Genomic DNA, 14,593 nt, shown 5'->3' on the forward strand with positions numbered 1-14,593 from the left:
TTTTCCTATCTGTATATTTTGATTTTTGCAATTGCTTTTTTTATGGATTTTAAAAACTCATCTTTGTGAGCTAAAATCTCGCTTTTTAGGGACTTTGTCTTGGCAATTAGCTCGTTATTTAAAGCCAAAAGATATTTAAAACTCTCGTCGTTTTTATCGCTTGCTTTTTGATACATGGCGATGAAATTTTGCCAAATACTCACATCTTGGAGCGCGCCAAAGCTCTCTTGCGCGATTTTTACCTGCTTGTAAGCCTCGCTAATCCTAGCACTCTCATAAATCCTAGCGCAAAATTCAAGCTCATAGCGAACCTTTTTTAGATAAATTCGCGCGTCGTGAAATTTGGCGATTTCGCTTTTTTCGTTTAATTCGCTAATCACGCCTCTAAGGGCTTTTAACGCCTTGTTTAGGCGGTTTGAGATAAATTTTTTGGCGATTTTTTCATACTCTGGGCTAAGATAAATTCCGCCTAAATTTTTCAAAAAATCCTCGAATTTAGCCCTAAATTTATCAAATTCAGCGTCGCTTAAAGCTCTTTTTGTGCGCTCATTAATACTGCGCCCAAGTGTATTCATCTGCGCTCCAAAGTGCGCTGGGGCGGAGTTTTGCAGCAAAAATTTGCTAAATACTTCGATATCTCGCATTTGGTTTGTTTTGCCGACGATGTTTTTGAGATGAGTTAAAATTTCATCAGTGATTTTTGGCGCGAAAAGCGGAGCGAAAAATTTCACCATAACCCGCATTTTACGCATTGCAATGCGAAATTTATGAAGCGCTTCCTCATCTTTGGCGCCCATATATTCATCGTGCGATTTTAAAATTTGCGAATAAATTTTAGCAAAAATCACGCCGGCACTTTGCGCGCTATCGGCGTATGGCGGGATTTGAAATTTCATATCATCAAATTTTTCAAAAACGCTTTTGGCAAAGCCATAATTTAGCTTTTCACAAGGCTTACCAAAACGCGCTAAATAGCGTGTTTTGTAGCGAAAATCATCGCTGATATCTAAAAATTCGTGCTCGCCAAAAGTTTTGATAAAATCAAACTTCTTGCTAGCTTCTTCGCTTTTGAAATTCGCAACTAGCGTGATCAAAGTGGAGAGTTTGCCAGAGTAAATTTCTAGGTGAAAATCAGCCTGAGAATTCGCAAAGCCATAGCGACATTTTTGCACCATTTCGCCCTGCATATCGGCCTTAGCTTCGTTAAAATCGTCTTTGGAAATTTTAAATTTCAAAGCCTCGCGGATGAGATCTTCTTTTTTATGATGAAGCGTGAAGGTATTATTTTCGCAGACATAGTAAATTTCGGGCGAAAATGATGTATAAAACCAGCTAACATCGCTTTTGCGAAGTTTAACGCCAGCATCTTGCAATGCAAATAAAATCGCCCTATCATAAAGTAGAAATTTGCGCTTTGTCTTCATACCCACTCCAAAAATAAAATGGGTAATGATAGCAAATTTAAGCTTATATTACCTACAAAACTCGCAGTCTTCAACTGTGGCTGTGATATTTAGTTTGCGGACAAAATTTTTAAGCTGTTTTTCGACGCTGGTGCGCATATCGTCCATAAAAATATCGCCCATAAACATATCGCTGACATTTCCGCATTTTTCGCAAACGACATGCATGTGCGGGGTGTTGTAAATATCGTATCTTGGCTTTTGGTTTGGAGTATTTACCTCGACAACCACGCCCTCATCAAGCAATCTATTTAAATTTTTATAAACCGTAGCAAGCGAAATTGATGGGTAATCCTCTTTAATCCCGTCATAGAGTGAGTCGATATTTGGGTGCTCGTGGCGATCTAGCACTTTTAGGATACAAAGGCGTTGTGGCGTGGCTTTGAGCCCGCAGTTTTTGAGCAAATCTACATGTGTCATAATGTCGTCCTTAGATAAAATTTACTCATTATATGTAAAAAATATTAAACTAAAATTATACTAATTGATAATTTTTTGTATTTGATATTACTTTTGCTAAATTTTGCGCGTCTAAACCTAGCGATTTCTCCACATCTGCGGTGCTTCCGTGTGGCAAAAATTTATCGTCAAATTCATAAGAAATAATTTTTACATTTTGAATATTTTCCTCTTGTAAAAACGCGCCTAGTATTTCGCCCACACCGCCTTTTTTCATACTTTGGCTAAATACGAACCAAATTTTGGTTTTTTTCGCTAAATTTAGTAAAAATTCTCTATCCAGTGGCTTCACAAAGACCAAATCAACGATATTTACGCTGATTTTATCATTTAGGATTTTTGCTACCTCGCACGCCTTGCCAGTGCTATCTCCATAACCGATAAATGCGATTTGGCTAGCCTCACACTCTTTGATAAATCTCGATTTTAATGGCGAAATTTCAGGAATTTGCCCTAAATTTGGCTCCAAGCTTTGCATCGTAAAACTTCCGCGCGGATAGCGAATCGCCAAAATCCCCTTATGCTCGTGCGAATACCTCATCAAAGCCCTAAAACTCGCCTCATCGCACGGCGCACACATGCTTAAATTTGGAACCCCATTAAATAGGCTGATATCAAACACACCCTCGTGCGTCTCGCCGTCCTCGCCCACGATTCCAGCCCTATCCATCGCAATCACAGCGTTTAAATTCATAAGTGCCAAATCGTGGATTACTTGATCGACTGCGCGTTGCATGAAGGTCGAATATATCGTAATGTATGGCCTAAAACCCTCTTTTGCCATTGCTGCCATTGAAGTTACCGCATGCTCCTCGGCAATCGCCACATCCCAAAATCTATCAGGGAAACGCTCAATTAGCGCGTCTAGCCCAGTCCCGCTTGGCATAGCAGCTGTTACGCCAACTACATCAGAGTGAGCCTGCGCTAGCTCTAAAAGCGCTTCTTGGTAAATTTTTGTAGCTGATTTCGCGCCCGATTTTTTCTTAAATTCGCCACTTTTTATGTCGAAAGCTCCCACGCCATGCCAGTTGCCGTCGTCGTTTTCGCTGTTTTTATAACCCTTGCCTTTGATTGTTTGGATATGCACGATTACGGGCTTTTTAGCACTCTTTGCGACCTTAAATGCGCTAATTAAATCGCCTAGGTTGTGTCCATCAACGGGGCCGATGTATTCAAGGCCAAGCTCCTCGAAAAACATGCCAGGAATTATGAGTTTTAGTGAATTTTCAAAGCGCCTTGCCATGTATGTAGCGCTCTCTGGTGCGTGAGATAAAAGCTCTCTAATGCGCGATTTAAATTTTTGATATGTCTCGCCCGCCATCATCTGGCTAAGATACTTGCTAAATGCGCCGATTGGCTTAGAAATGCTCATTTTGTTATCATTTAGTATGATTACGCAGGGCAAATGCAAATCCCCTAGCTCGTTCATCGCCTCATAAGTCATGCCCCCACTCATCGAGCCGTCCCCTACTAGCACCACAGGCACCCTATCCTCGCCTTTGAGTTTGATCGCCTTTGCTGCGCCCACAGCTAGGCTAATCGAGGTGCTAGCATGTCCAGCTACGAAATAATCATGCTTACTCTCGCTAGGCTTAGTATATCCGCTAAGTCCGCCAAATTTACGCAAAGAGCTAAATTCGTCCCAGCGCCCAGTTAGAAGCTTGTGCGCGTAGCTTTGGTGGCTGACATCGAAGATAAATGGATCTTGTGCGCTATCAAAAACCACATGCATAGCCACTATCGCCTCGACTGCGCCCATATTTGAGCTAAGATGACCGCCGTTTTGGCTCACGACTTCGACGATTCTGGTGCGAATTTGCTCACAAAGCTCGCTAAGTTCGGTTAGGCTTTTGTTTTTGATATCCACTATAACAACTCTTTTAAGGCTTTAAAAACGCGCGAATTTTGCTTCGGAAGCCCGATTGTAATGCGAATCGCGTTTAATCCATAGCTCTTTAAATTTCGCAAAATTATACCTTGTCGCAAAAGTGCGTCGCAAATTTGGGTTGAGCTTTGATTTTCGCCTAGCATAAATGTTATGAAATTTGCATAACTTGGTAGAAATTTAATGCCGTTTTTGGTGGCAAATTTTTCAAATTTTTTCATCTGTTGAAAATTATTTTGCAAGGTCTTTTGCACGAATTTATCATCGCCAAGTGCCGCAATCGCCGCTGCTAAGGTCGGCGTGGTGATATTAAATGGCGGGCGCAGTTTATAAAGCGCGCTAATAATTCCACTCTCGCCAATTCCATACCCCACTCTCATGCCCCCAAGCCCATACGCCTTAGAAAATGTCCCAAGATAGAGGGCGTTTGTGAAATGCGTGGCTATAAATTTAGGGTCAAGGTGCTTGTTTTTGTCCTTAAATGTGGCAAATTCGTTATAAGCTGCGTCGATGATGACGAGGGTATCCTTATCCACGCTAGCGATAAATTCGTAAATTTTCTCAGCGTCCAAACACTCGCCAAGAGGGTTGTTTGGCATACACAAAAATATCGCTTTTATCTCGTTTTTGTGTGCCTCGTAAAGCGATTTTAGCGCCTCTAAATCGTGCGAAATTTCTTTGGTTTTATAAATTTTGCCCTCGCAGTGCCTTGCGTAAATGCCATACATCGCAAAGCTTACCCCTGCTTGAAGTATCGCAAAACCCTTGCTAAGCACGCTGTGAAGGGCAAATTCGATGATTTGATCGCTACCTGCGCCGATTATGATATTTTCGCTTTTTACGCCAAATTTCGTCGCTAGTGCGTCTTTTAGCTCAAACATACTATCATCAGGGTAGAGATGAGCACAGGTGGCGCATTTTTTAATGGCTTTTTGCGCTTTTTTGCTAGATCCAAATGGATTTTCGTTGCTAGCTAGTTTTAGCACATCTTTTTTCTTCACGCCAAATTCGCGCACCACTAGTTCGATTGGCTTTCCAGCCTCGTAATTACTCAAATCGTCCAAAAATTTGTTAAATTTCATTATTCATCTCCATTTAAATAGCTTCCAAGCCAAGTTATTTCATGATCGTGGCGAGTGGCGTTTTCTAGCACTCTAATCACACCCTCATCGTCGATATGCCCCTCAAAATCGATATAAAATACGCTTTTGAAATCATGCGATTTAATCGGACGGCTCTCTAATTTAGTCAAATTTATCCCCTCATTGCGAAACATTTGAAGCAGCTCCACTAAACCGCCCGGTTTATCATCAGTTTTGGCCAAAATGCTAGTTTTGTTGCGGTCGCTTCTTTGGTTTTTGAAGTCGCTTAGCACGAAAAATCTCGTGCGATTGTTTGCATTATCTTCGATTTTTTCATACATTACAGGCACGCCATACAGCTCTGCGGCGATTTTAGAGCAAATCGCTGCTGAATTTGGGGTTTCAAGCGTAGCTTGGGCGGCTTTGGCAGTGGATTTGGTGGCTGTAAATTTAACCCCGCTAAGCCCGTGATCGTCTAAGAATTTCAAGCATTGATTATAGGCTTGTGGGTGAGAAAAAATCTGCGTAATCTCGGCTGTTTGCGTGCAGTTTGTAACCAAAGAGTGGTGGATATCCATATAAATTTCGGCTACGATTTTGACCTCTTGATATTTGCGCAAACAATCCAGCGTAACGCCGACTGCGCCTTCGGTGTTGTTTTCTATGGGCACGACGCCATATTTGGCCTCTTTGGTGATTAGGGATTTAAACACTGCCTCGATGTTTGAGAGTGGCTCATAGGTGCTAATCGCGCCAAATCTGGCCTTGGCTGCTTGGTGGGTGTATGTGCCAAAAGGCCCCAAAAACGCTACGACTTGCGGTTTTTCTAAATTTCTAGAAACTGAGAAAATTTCAAAAAATATCGCCTCAATCGCCTCTTTGTTTAAATTTTTAAGCTTTACCCCATCGAGCCTAGAAATTATCGCACGCTCCCTTTCTGGGCGATACACGGCGCTTCCTGTGGTCTGCTTCAATTCGCCGATTTTTTTGACATAATCCATACGCAAATCAATCAAACGAATAATCTCATCGTCGATTTTATCAATCCCTACGCGTAAATCTTCTATGCTTTTCATCACTCTTCCATATATTTTTTTTCGTTTGCAACGAGATCCTCGAAACTCTCTCTGGCTCTGATTAAGCGATCCTTACCCTCGCTAATAGCCACCTCAGCTGGGCGCGGGCGCGTGTTGTAGTTGCTAGACATGCTAAACCCATACGCTCCTGCGCTTTTTATCACCAAAATATCGCCGTGGTCTAAATTTGGCAAATTTACATTTTTGGCTAAAAAATCGCCACTCTCGCAAATCGGCCCTACGATATCACAAAGCGAGCTTTCACCCTCTTTTTGCACTGCTACAACCTCGTGATAGGCTTGATACAGGCTCGGGCGGATTAAATCGTTCATAGCTCCGTCTGTGATGACAAAGCGTTTGGAGCCGTTGTATTTCTCGTATAAAACGCTAGTGATAAACTCGCCCGCATTTCCTACGATAAACCTACCCGGCTCGCATGTAATCGTAACATCTAAGCCACTTAAAACAGCCAAAATTCCTTGCGCATAATCATACAAACTAACCTGTTTTTCGTCTTTATAGCGGATTCCAATCCCTCCGCCGATATCGAAAAATTTAATCTCAATCTGCGCTGCAAGCAGTTCGCGCAAAAGATCGCTGACGATTTTCGCTGCGTCGTGAATCGGCGAAATGTCAGTTAGCTGCGAGCCTATGTGAAAGTGGATTCCAACTGGATTTAAAAATTCAGACTTTTTAGCGTAAAGATACATAGCGCGCGCATTATCAATGCTAACGCCAAATTTGTTTTCGTTAAGCCCAGTAGAAATGTATGGGTGGGTTTTGGCATCGACATTTGGATTTACGCGGATACTAATCCTAGCGGTTTTGCCCAAATTTTGCGCGATTTTTTCTAGGCGATACATTTCGGCTTCGCTCTCTAAATTTATATATAAAATTTCGCTTTTTAACGCCTCTTCTAGCTCGTAATCTTGCTTGCCCACGCCTGAATATATGATTTTATACGGATTTGCCCCAGCTAATAGCGCGCGTCTTACCTCGCCGATACTAACGCAATCAAACCCGCTTCCTAGCCTTACTAAGTGTTGCAAAATGCTTAAATTCGAGTTTGCCTTAATAGCGAAGCAGACTAGCGATTTGCGCGCCGCAAATGCACCTTTGAGCAATTCATAATTTTTCGTAATCTCGTCGAAATCATAAACATAAAGTGGAGAGCCGTATTTTGAGACTAAATTTTTGTAATTCATATATTTTCTTTCGGTAAAAAATTTTGCGCATTTTAGCAAATTCGGACTTAACGATGCTTAAAAACCAGCCAAATCGCAAATACTAAAAGTAGCAAAATCGGCACGATAATGCCTAATTCTGGGAGTATCACGCCATTAAGCGAGAAGCGAATCAGCACGAAAAACAGCCCCCACGCACACAGCGTAATGATAAAAAACCCAAAACTCATAAGAGCTAGGTTAAAAAACCTGCCAGTAATCGGAAAATAATAATAAAGGATTAAAATCATAATCGGCGCAAAAAGCGGGAAAAATATCATATTGTATAAATTTGCCTTGATTGAATTTACATTGACGCCTTGGTTTGCGAAGGTTTTGATAGAGCGAATCGCGTCTTTGATCGAATAGACATTGCTCGTATCATACACACTTTCGATCGAGCTTGGATTAAAGCCCCTTAGCATGGCTTCGTTTTGGATACTTTCCCTTTTCAACCCAGCCTCGCCAAGGCTTAAATTTGTAGGAATTTGGGTTTTTTCGCCCTCCCTAAATTTCCACTCTTTCGCGCTATATTCGCCGTTTTTAGCCCAAATTCTACTTTGCAACTCGCTAGCGTTGATATCAAATGCTATCATCTCATCAGCGTGGTTTTGGTGAAGGCCGTTGATATAGACATATTTGCCCTCGTATTTGAGAAACATTTCAGGTCCTACTGGGGTAAAATCCGTCAAATTCTTTTGAAATTTCAAAGCATAGGCAAAAGGGGTGGTATTTAGATAAATATATCCTAGCGTGATAAAAAGCGATATCAAAAACGGCGGGATTATCAGGGCGTTTTTGCTCACGCCAAGGGCGTAAAAGCTGATAAGCTCGCTACTTCGAATCATGTTAAAAATCATTATAATCAGCGCAAAAATTAGGCTTAATGGCAAAATATAAGTAATCGCCACGCCAGCTGTTAGCGCCACATATAAAAGCCCTGTGTTGGCACTTTGCGGGAAGTCTTTGAGATTGGTTAAGACATCGATTCCCACATAAAAAAAGTCCAAAGCTACAAATAAAATAAAAAAATATTTAAGATAAACAAGGCTTACATATTTGGCATACAGCTTCATTGCGCCACCTTTTTTATCGTGAATTTTTGCGAAATTTCATCTATATCGCTGCGAATTAGCTCATTTACGGCCTTTTTAGCATACTCTAAAATTTGGCTTAGTTTTTCTGTATCATCGTCCCCAAATTTAGCCAAGACAAAATTTGCAGCGTCCCAACCTTCTGGCTTTTTGCCCACGCCGATACGCACTCTTTCATATTCAGTCCCGATTAGATTGTCAATTGATTTAAGCCCGTTATGTCCGCCAGCACTTCCGCCAAGCTTAAATTTAATCGCACCAAGTGCTAAATCAATATCGTCGTGGATTACGATAACTCTATCAGGTTTGTAAAAATCGCAAACCGCTTTGACAGCATTTCCGCTTAAATTCATGAAAGTTTGAGGTTTAAGAAGTAGAAGTGAGCCTTTTTTATAAAGCTCACCCTGAAATTTCGCTCCGCTAACATCGCTAAAACCGCCATTGCTTAGCAGAGCGTCGATTAGCATAAATCCTACATTATGCCTAGTGTGAGAATACTTCTCCCCTGGATTACCAAGTCCGACGAGCAGTATCATAGCTCACCTATTTAGCCGAAGTTACTCCGACAACTGCAACAGAGCCATCCATGATAATGCTTACACCATCTTTTACAGGGATATCGCGAACTAGGATAAAATCGCCCAAATCTAGCTCTGTAACATCTAGCGTAAAGCTATCTGGTAGATCTTTACCAGCACATTTTACAGCCAAACGGCGTTTTGATTGAACTAGAACGCCTTTGTTTTTTAGGCCTTTTGCGACACCTGTTGTATAAACCGGAACAAGATATTTGCTAACTACATTGTCATCTACAACGCGTAAATCAACATGAGTTAGGGCGTTTGTTACAGGGTGTTTTTGGTATTCTTGCACTACTACTTTGTATGTGCTATCGCCCACTTTTACCTCGAAAGGCAAAGTATTTTTGCTGCGAACTGCTTTGATAAAATCGTTTGTTTTAAACGCAGCATTTATATTTTGTAATCCTTTCGCATAAATATTAGCGATTAGATAACCATCTCGTTTTAAAGACTTAGAAGCCTTTTTACCGATACTATCTCTAACGATACCTTCTAACATGAGTTTTCCTTTAAAAAAAATAGGGGCTGATTTTACTAAAATTTAACTTTAATATAGCTTTATAAAAGGGTGCTAGCAAGAAATTCTTGCTAGCGTAAATTTAACGACGAATATCTTGGAGTTGAACGACCTCTTCTGCGAGTTGATCTGGGATATCCTCGCCGTTTGCGAGCATAATACCGCGTTTTTTCGCTAGGTCTGCGTTTTTCATTTTTAGCTCTAAGTCGTTGCGTTTAGAGGCCTTATCAAGGGCTTCATCTCTCGTAATCACCTCTTGGACATACAGATCAAGTAGATGTTGATCGAAGGTTTGCATACCATAAGTATTGCGTCCATCAGCGATTGCGTCTGGGATTTCAGAGTCGCGTCCTTCTAAAATCATATCTCTAATACGGGTATTTTTACGCAAAATTTCAACTACCGCCACGCGTTTTCCATCAATTGTGCGTGCAAGGCGTTGTGAAATAACTGCCTCGATAACGCTAGCTAGTGTCATACGAATACGCTCTTGCTCAGCTTGTTCAAACATCGCAACGATACGGTTGATTGTCTCTTTGGCGTCGATTGTATGCACGGTAGAAAAGACAAGGTGACCAGTCTCGGCAGCATGCAATGCAGTCTCAATCGTCACGAGGTCACGCATCTCGCCCACGAAGATAACATCAGGGTCCTCGCGCAGTGCTGCACGAAGCGAATCAGCGAAAGTGTTGCAGTCCTCGCCAATAGCGCGTTGGTTGATGATACATTTATCATCTTTGAAAACGAACTCAACTGGATCTTCAATCGTAACGATATGGCTCGTTCTAGCGTGATTTATGCGATTTAGCATAGAAGCGATTGTGGTTGTTTTACCGCTACCTGTTGGGCCAGTTAGAAGCACGACGCCACGCATAGCAGTATCGCAGATCTCTTTGATACTTTTTGGAAGTCCAAGCTCATCAATAGTTGGAATTTTTACAGGAATTGTTCTAAATACCGCACTTACGCCGTCAATTTGGAAAAAGATATTTACACGAAAGCGGTATTCGTCGTTTAATTTGTATGTAAAATCCACGCTTTTGTTTTTAATCATCTCTGGAAAACGAGTTTTTAAAAGCTCTTTTGCCAAAGTCATCATATCCTCTTTAAGATAAGGATCTTTTGTAAATTTTACAAGCTCACCATTAATCCTACCGCGCACCACAGAACCTGCTTTTAGGTGCAAGTCGCTACCGCCGTTTTGAACCAAAAAATTCAAAAATTTATCAAGTCTATCGCGTTGCTTAAAATCCAGCGTGCTTACATCGACTTGATATTGTGAATAATCAATTGCGTCAGCCATTATTTCTCCTTTTCAAGTGTTGTCATAATCTCATCAAATGCTTGTTCGAAAGCCACTAAGCCATCTTTTAAAAGCTTTTTGTAAATTTTATCCATATCAATGCCAGCCTTTTGCGCGACATCGGCGAAAAATTTATCAATTTCCTCATCGCTAAATGGAGTTTTTGGCTCACATTTTGCCCCTATGAAAGCCTTGATTGTATCAAGCGGGGCAGTATTTACGCTGGAAGGATACAAAAGCTCTTTTATATAATAATCCGCAGGGATTTCGCCACCTTTTACCCCCGTGCTAGCAAAAAGCACCCTAACAAACGGCAAATTTTCCTTTGCGATTATATTATAACATTTCGTAGCGTTCATAATGCCGATTTTTGCAGGCTCTAAGCCAGATTTTTTTATATCCTCATCAAGGGCTCTATCAAAACGGCTAACAAAAATGCTAATCACAGATTGCGGAAGTTTTGCGCCTTCAAATTTAGCCGCGAACTCGCTTGTGCCCTCTTTAATCGCTTCTAGGCATTTTGTGGTTTGCTCTGGCGAGAAAATCAAGGTCGCATTTACATTTATACCCCGTCTCGTCAAAGCTCTCATCGTCTCGTATCCAGCCTGGGTCGCTGGGACTTTTATCATCACATTTGGCATTGCGATTTGCGCGAACAGCCTTTTGCCCTCTTTTATCATAGCCTCTGCATCATCTGAGATACTAGGATCTACTTCAATACTAATAAAGCCGTCATCGCCCCTAGCGTAGTTTGCCAAAAGCGCGTTTGCGGCGTTTTTGATATCAGTTATAGCTAAAATTTCATAAAGTTTTTTTGTGTTTTTGTGCGCAAATTTCGCCTTTTGCGCGCCGTAAGCTTGGGAGGTGGTAATGGCGTTTTTGAAAATAGAGGGATTTGAGGTCGCGCCGTTGAATGTGCCTTTTGCGAGAAATTCGCCAAATTCCTTTGCGATAAAATCGCGCTCGATAAAATCGCACCACAAGCTAAATTTGATATCGTCGTTATACATACTGCATTATCTCCCTTAAATCTTTTTTATCCACGCAATGAGTTGCCTCTTTTTTCAAAATTTCATTGGCGCAAAACGCGATTCTTAGCCCCGCTTCTCTAAACATCGCCACATCGTTTGCCCCATCTCCCACGCACATAACCTCATCTGCGCTTAAATGTAAAATCGCTTTGAGCTGTTGCAAGACCACGCCTTTGGAGTAGCCAAACATCATCTCTCCGCCTACATGGCCGGTTAAAACGCCGTCTTTTCGGTGCAAGATATTGGCAAAACTCGCATCAAATCCCAACACCTCTTTTGCCCAGTCTGTCGCCACATGAAATCCACCACTAAACACCACGACAGTAATTCCCTTGGATTTAAGGTAGCTTATAAGCTCTTTTGCGCCTGGCACAAAGGGTAAATTTTGCGCGATTTTTTGCATATCCGAAAATTTCATACCCTTTAAAAACATAGCCCGCTCTTGCAAACTCTCGAAAAAATCGATCTCGCCCGCCATTGCGCGCTTTGTAATCTCTTCAACCTCTTTTTCTTTTCCTACGCTTTTTGCAAAATTCGTTATCGTCTCCCCGTCCATAAGCGTAGAATCGAAATCAAACACACAAAGTTTTATCATTAAATTTCCTTTATAAAAAAAAGCAATTATATCTAAGTTTTAATTTAAGTTTTTTGAAAAGAGCTCAAAATTTTGGCTATTTTGCACCTCATAAATTTTCTCACTCACGGCAAATGAGTTTAAATTTATATATTTTACGCCCTCAAATTCTAAAATTTCATCTTGGTGATAATGCCCCTCGATTACGATAGGCGCGGTGTAGTTGTGGATTTTTGGCTCGATATAGGATTTGAAATTCCCAGCCTTTTTATACAAAATTTTATTCTCTTGGCTTTTTAAAATCATTTTTGAAATTTTAAAATTTAGCGCGCAATCGATTTTATCCATAAATTTCAAAAACGCCCTATTTCGCAGTGATAAAAGCGCAAATTTTGTCAAAGCTGGCAAAAAAATATCGCCGTGAGAGATTTGAATTTGCCTGCCTTTAAAGCTGAAATTTGCTGGCTGAGCGCAGTTTGCAAAGACCCTTGCGTGCGGGAAAATAGCCTCTAAATTAAAATCGTGATTTCCCTCGAAATAATAAATTTCACATTTTTGCGAAATTTCATTAATCGCTTCAATATATTCGGCGTAAAATTCGCGCACAAATGTCGTATTTGCGAGGAAATCAAACATATCGCCAAGCATGAAAATTTGCGGCGGCAGTGTTTTCGCGCTCCTTAAATTTCGCAAAAATTTCAGGAAATTTCGCTTGTTTGCGTTATCGTGCGCGTCGCTGATAAAAACAGCTCCGGGCTTTATTTGCAAATTTTCCACGATTTAAATGCTATTTCCTAGGCGTGGCAAACCCTCGCCCACATCGTAGCCAAACATCAAATTCGCATTTGCCACAGCCTGACTTGACGCGCCTTTTAGCAGGTTGTCGATTGCCGAGTTTATCCAAATTTTATCCCCCTGCGTTTTGACGAAAATATCGCAAAAATGCGTTCCTGCGACATTTTTCACAGACACTGGCTCACTACGCACACGCACAAAAGGCGAATTTGCATAAAATTCGCGCAAAATTTTCTCTGCGTCAATACTCTCTTTTAGCACGCCAAAGACGCTTGCAAGCATTCCGCGCGTAAATGGGGTCAAATTTGGCACAAAAGATACGCTAAATTCCGCGCCGTTTATTAGGCTAAGTTGCTCCATAATCTCGTCTGCGTGGCGGTGAGTGAGTGGTGAGTATGCGTTTATGTTTTCATTGACGCTCACGAAATGGCTAGTGGCTTTTAACCCCTTGCCTGCGCCACTGACGCCACTTTTAGCGTCGATAAAAACGCCAATTTTGCTATCCATGTATTTCACAAACGGCGCAGCAGCTAGAACCGAGCATGTCGGATAGCAGCCGGGATTTGCCACGAGCCTTGCAGAGGCGATTTTTTCGGCGTTTAACTCAGCCAAACCATACACAGCATGGGCTAAATTTAGCGGGTCTAAATGTTTGGTGTAGTTTTTCTCGTAAAGTTCAAGCGATAGGCGATAATCCGCGCTTAAATCCACGACTTTGACGCTAGGAAATTTCAAAATTTCACTCGCAAACTCCATTGCCTTTTCGTGTGGAAGCGCCAAAAACACCACATCGCAACTTTGCGCGGCAGTTTTTGGATCTGCTATTTGCACCCTCATATCCAAAATCCCAGTAAGCTGCGGGAAAATCTCAGAAATTTCGCCCTCACTCGTAGCGGCAAGATACGAAATTTCAAAGCCTTTGTGCGCTAGTAAAATTTTAACTAGTTCAAGCCCAGTATATCCCCCTACGCCGATGATTCCAGCTCTTTTCATGTTTTCGCCTTAAAATTTAATCGGTTTGTAGCTAACGCTGATAATCTCGACATCTCTGGTGCCACTTGGCAGGTTTAGCACCACTTCATCGCCCTCGGCCTTGCCCAAAAGCTGGCGCGCTAGCGGAGTGTTGATATTAAGCAGTCTTTTTGAAATATCAGCCTCCATAAGCCCCACGATGACATAGGTTTCCTCGATTTCGGTTTCCACATCCATGAAAGTCACGGTAGAGCCGAATTTGACCTTATCGTGCTCGTAGCTTGCAGGATCTATTATGCGAGAGCGCGAGAGTATGTCGTTTAGCTCGGCAATGCGAGAGAGCAAAAACGCCTGTTCCTCGCGCGCCGCGTGATACTCGGCATTTTCCTTCAAATCGCCGTGATCTCGCGCGATATCGATTTGTTTGATGATGTGAGGGAGTTTGACATTTTGGAGCTCTTTAAGCTCGGCAGTGATTTTTTCGTATCCATAAGAGGTCATGGGTTCTGTGATACTCATAGCAATCCTTTTTCAAATT

General features: G+C 41.7%; 15 protein-coding genes. All 15 read right to left on the bottom strand.

The window, feature by feature from the left end; all coding sequences use genetic code 11:
- Positions 1-5: 5 nt before the first annotated feature.
- Positions 6-1,424 (bottom strand): CYTH and CHAD domain-containing protein, encoded by a 1,419-nt coding sequence (locus OFN73_RS02875; RefSeq protein WP_270862150.1) that lies wholly within the window; start codon positions 1,422-1,424, stop codon positions 6-8.
- A gap of 48 nt (positions 1,425-1,472) precedes the next feature.
- Positions 1,473-1,883, bottom strand: coding sequence for a Fur family transcriptional regulator (locus OFN73_RS02880; RefSeq protein ID WP_270859690.1), 411 nt, complete (start codon positions 1,881-1,883; stop codon positions 1,473-1,475).
- 55 nt (positions 1,884-1,938) lie between these two features.
- Positions 1,939-3,789 carry a 1-deoxy-D-xylulose-5-phosphate synthase gene (gene dxs, locus OFN73_RS02885; RefSeq protein ID WP_270862151.1) on the bottom strand — a complete coding sequence of 617 codons (1,851 nt, stop codon included), beginning with the start codon at positions 3,787-3,789 and terminating at the stop codon, positions 1,939-1,941.
- Positions 3,789-4,889: a histidinol-phosphate transaminase gene (hisC, locus tag OFN73_RS02890; protein WP_270862152.1), complete on the bottom strand. Its 1,101-nt coding sequence runs from the start codon at positions 4,887-4,889 to the stop codon at positions 3,789-3,791. Before hisC ends, dxs begins: the two co-directional genes overlap by 1 nt.
- Positions 4,889-5,965, bottom strand: a complete 1,077-nt coding sequence (gene pheA, locus OFN73_RS02895; RefSeq protein ID WP_270862153.1) for a prephenate dehydratase — start codon at positions 5,963-5,965, stop codon at positions 4,889-4,891. The genes hisC and pheA overlap by 1 nt, the downstream gene beginning before the upstream one ends.
- Positions 5,965-7,170 (bottom strand): diaminopimelate decarboxylase, encoded by a 1,206-nt coding sequence (lysA, locus tag OFN73_RS02900; protein ID WP_270862154.1) that lies wholly within the window; start codon positions 7,168-7,170, stop codon positions 5,965-5,967. Before lysA ends, pheA begins: the two co-directional genes overlap by 1 nt.
- A 47-nt stretch (positions 7,171-7,217) precedes the next feature.
- On the bottom strand, positions 7,218-8,264 hold the full coding sequence (locus OFN73_RS02905) for an LptF/LptG family permease (protein ID WP_270859695.1): 1,047 nt from the start codon (positions 8,262-8,264) through the stop codon (positions 7,218-7,220).
- Positions 8,261-8,818, bottom strand: a complete 558-nt coding sequence (gene pth / locus OFN73_RS02910) for an aminoacyl-tRNA hydrolase (RefSeq protein ID WP_270862155.1) — start codon at positions 8,816-8,818, stop codon at positions 8,261-8,263. The genes OFN73_RS02905 and pth overlap by 4 nt, the downstream gene beginning before the upstream one ends.
- 7 nt (positions 8,819-8,825) lie before the next feature.
- Positions 8,826-9,362: a 50S ribosomal protein L25/general stress protein Ctc gene (locus tag OFN73_RS02915; protein ID WP_270862156.1), complete on the bottom strand. Its 537-nt coding sequence runs from the start codon at positions 9,360-9,362 to the stop codon at positions 8,826-8,828.
- A 100-nt stretch (positions 9,363-9,462) separates the two neighbouring features.
- Positions 9,463-10,683, bottom strand: a complete 1,221-nt coding sequence (locus OFN73_RS02920; RefSeq protein WP_270859698.1) for a type IV pilus twitching motility protein PilT — start codon at positions 10,681-10,683, stop codon at positions 9,463-9,465.
- A complete protein-coding gene (locus OFN73_RS02925; protein WP_270862157.1) occupies positions 10,683-11,693 on the bottom strand; it encodes a transaldolase in 1,011 nt (336 codons plus the stop codon). Before OFN73_RS02925 ends, OFN73_RS02920 begins: the two co-directional genes overlap by 1 nt.
- Entirely contained in the window at positions 11,686-12,309 is a 624-nt protein-coding gene (gene serB, locus OFN73_RS02930) for a phosphoserine phosphatase SerB (protein ID WP_270862158.1), read from the bottom strand. The genes OFN73_RS02925 and serB overlap by 8 nt, the downstream gene beginning before the upstream one ends.
- Before the next feature lie 39 nt (positions 12,310-12,348).
- Complete coding sequence (locus OFN73_RS02935; RefSeq protein WP_270859701.1) at positions 12,349-13,065, bottom strand: UDP-2,3-diacylglucosamine diphosphatase; 717 nt, start codon at positions 13,063-13,065, stop codon at positions 12,349-12,351.
- Positions 13,066-13,068: 3 nt separating this feature from the next.
- On the bottom strand, positions 13,069-14,076 hold the full coding sequence (gene argC / locus OFN73_RS02940; protein ID WP_270862159.1) for an N-acetyl-gamma-glutamyl-phosphate reductase: 1,008 nt from the start codon (positions 14,074-14,076) through the stop codon (positions 13,069-13,071).
- A gap of 9 nt (positions 14,077-14,085) precedes the next feature.
- On the bottom strand, positions 14,086-14,568 hold the full coding sequence (gene greA, locus OFN73_RS02945; RefSeq protein ID WP_270859711.1) for a transcription elongation factor GreA: 483 nt from the start codon (positions 14,566-14,568) through the stop codon (positions 14,086-14,088).
- Between the last annotated feature and the right edge of the window lie 25 nt (positions 14,569-14,593).

It is taken from the genome of Campylobacter sp. JMF_14 EL1 (genome assembly GCF_027737585.1).
Lineage (GTDB): Bacteria > Campylobacterota > Campylobacteria > Campylobacterales > Campylobacteraceae > Campylobacter_B.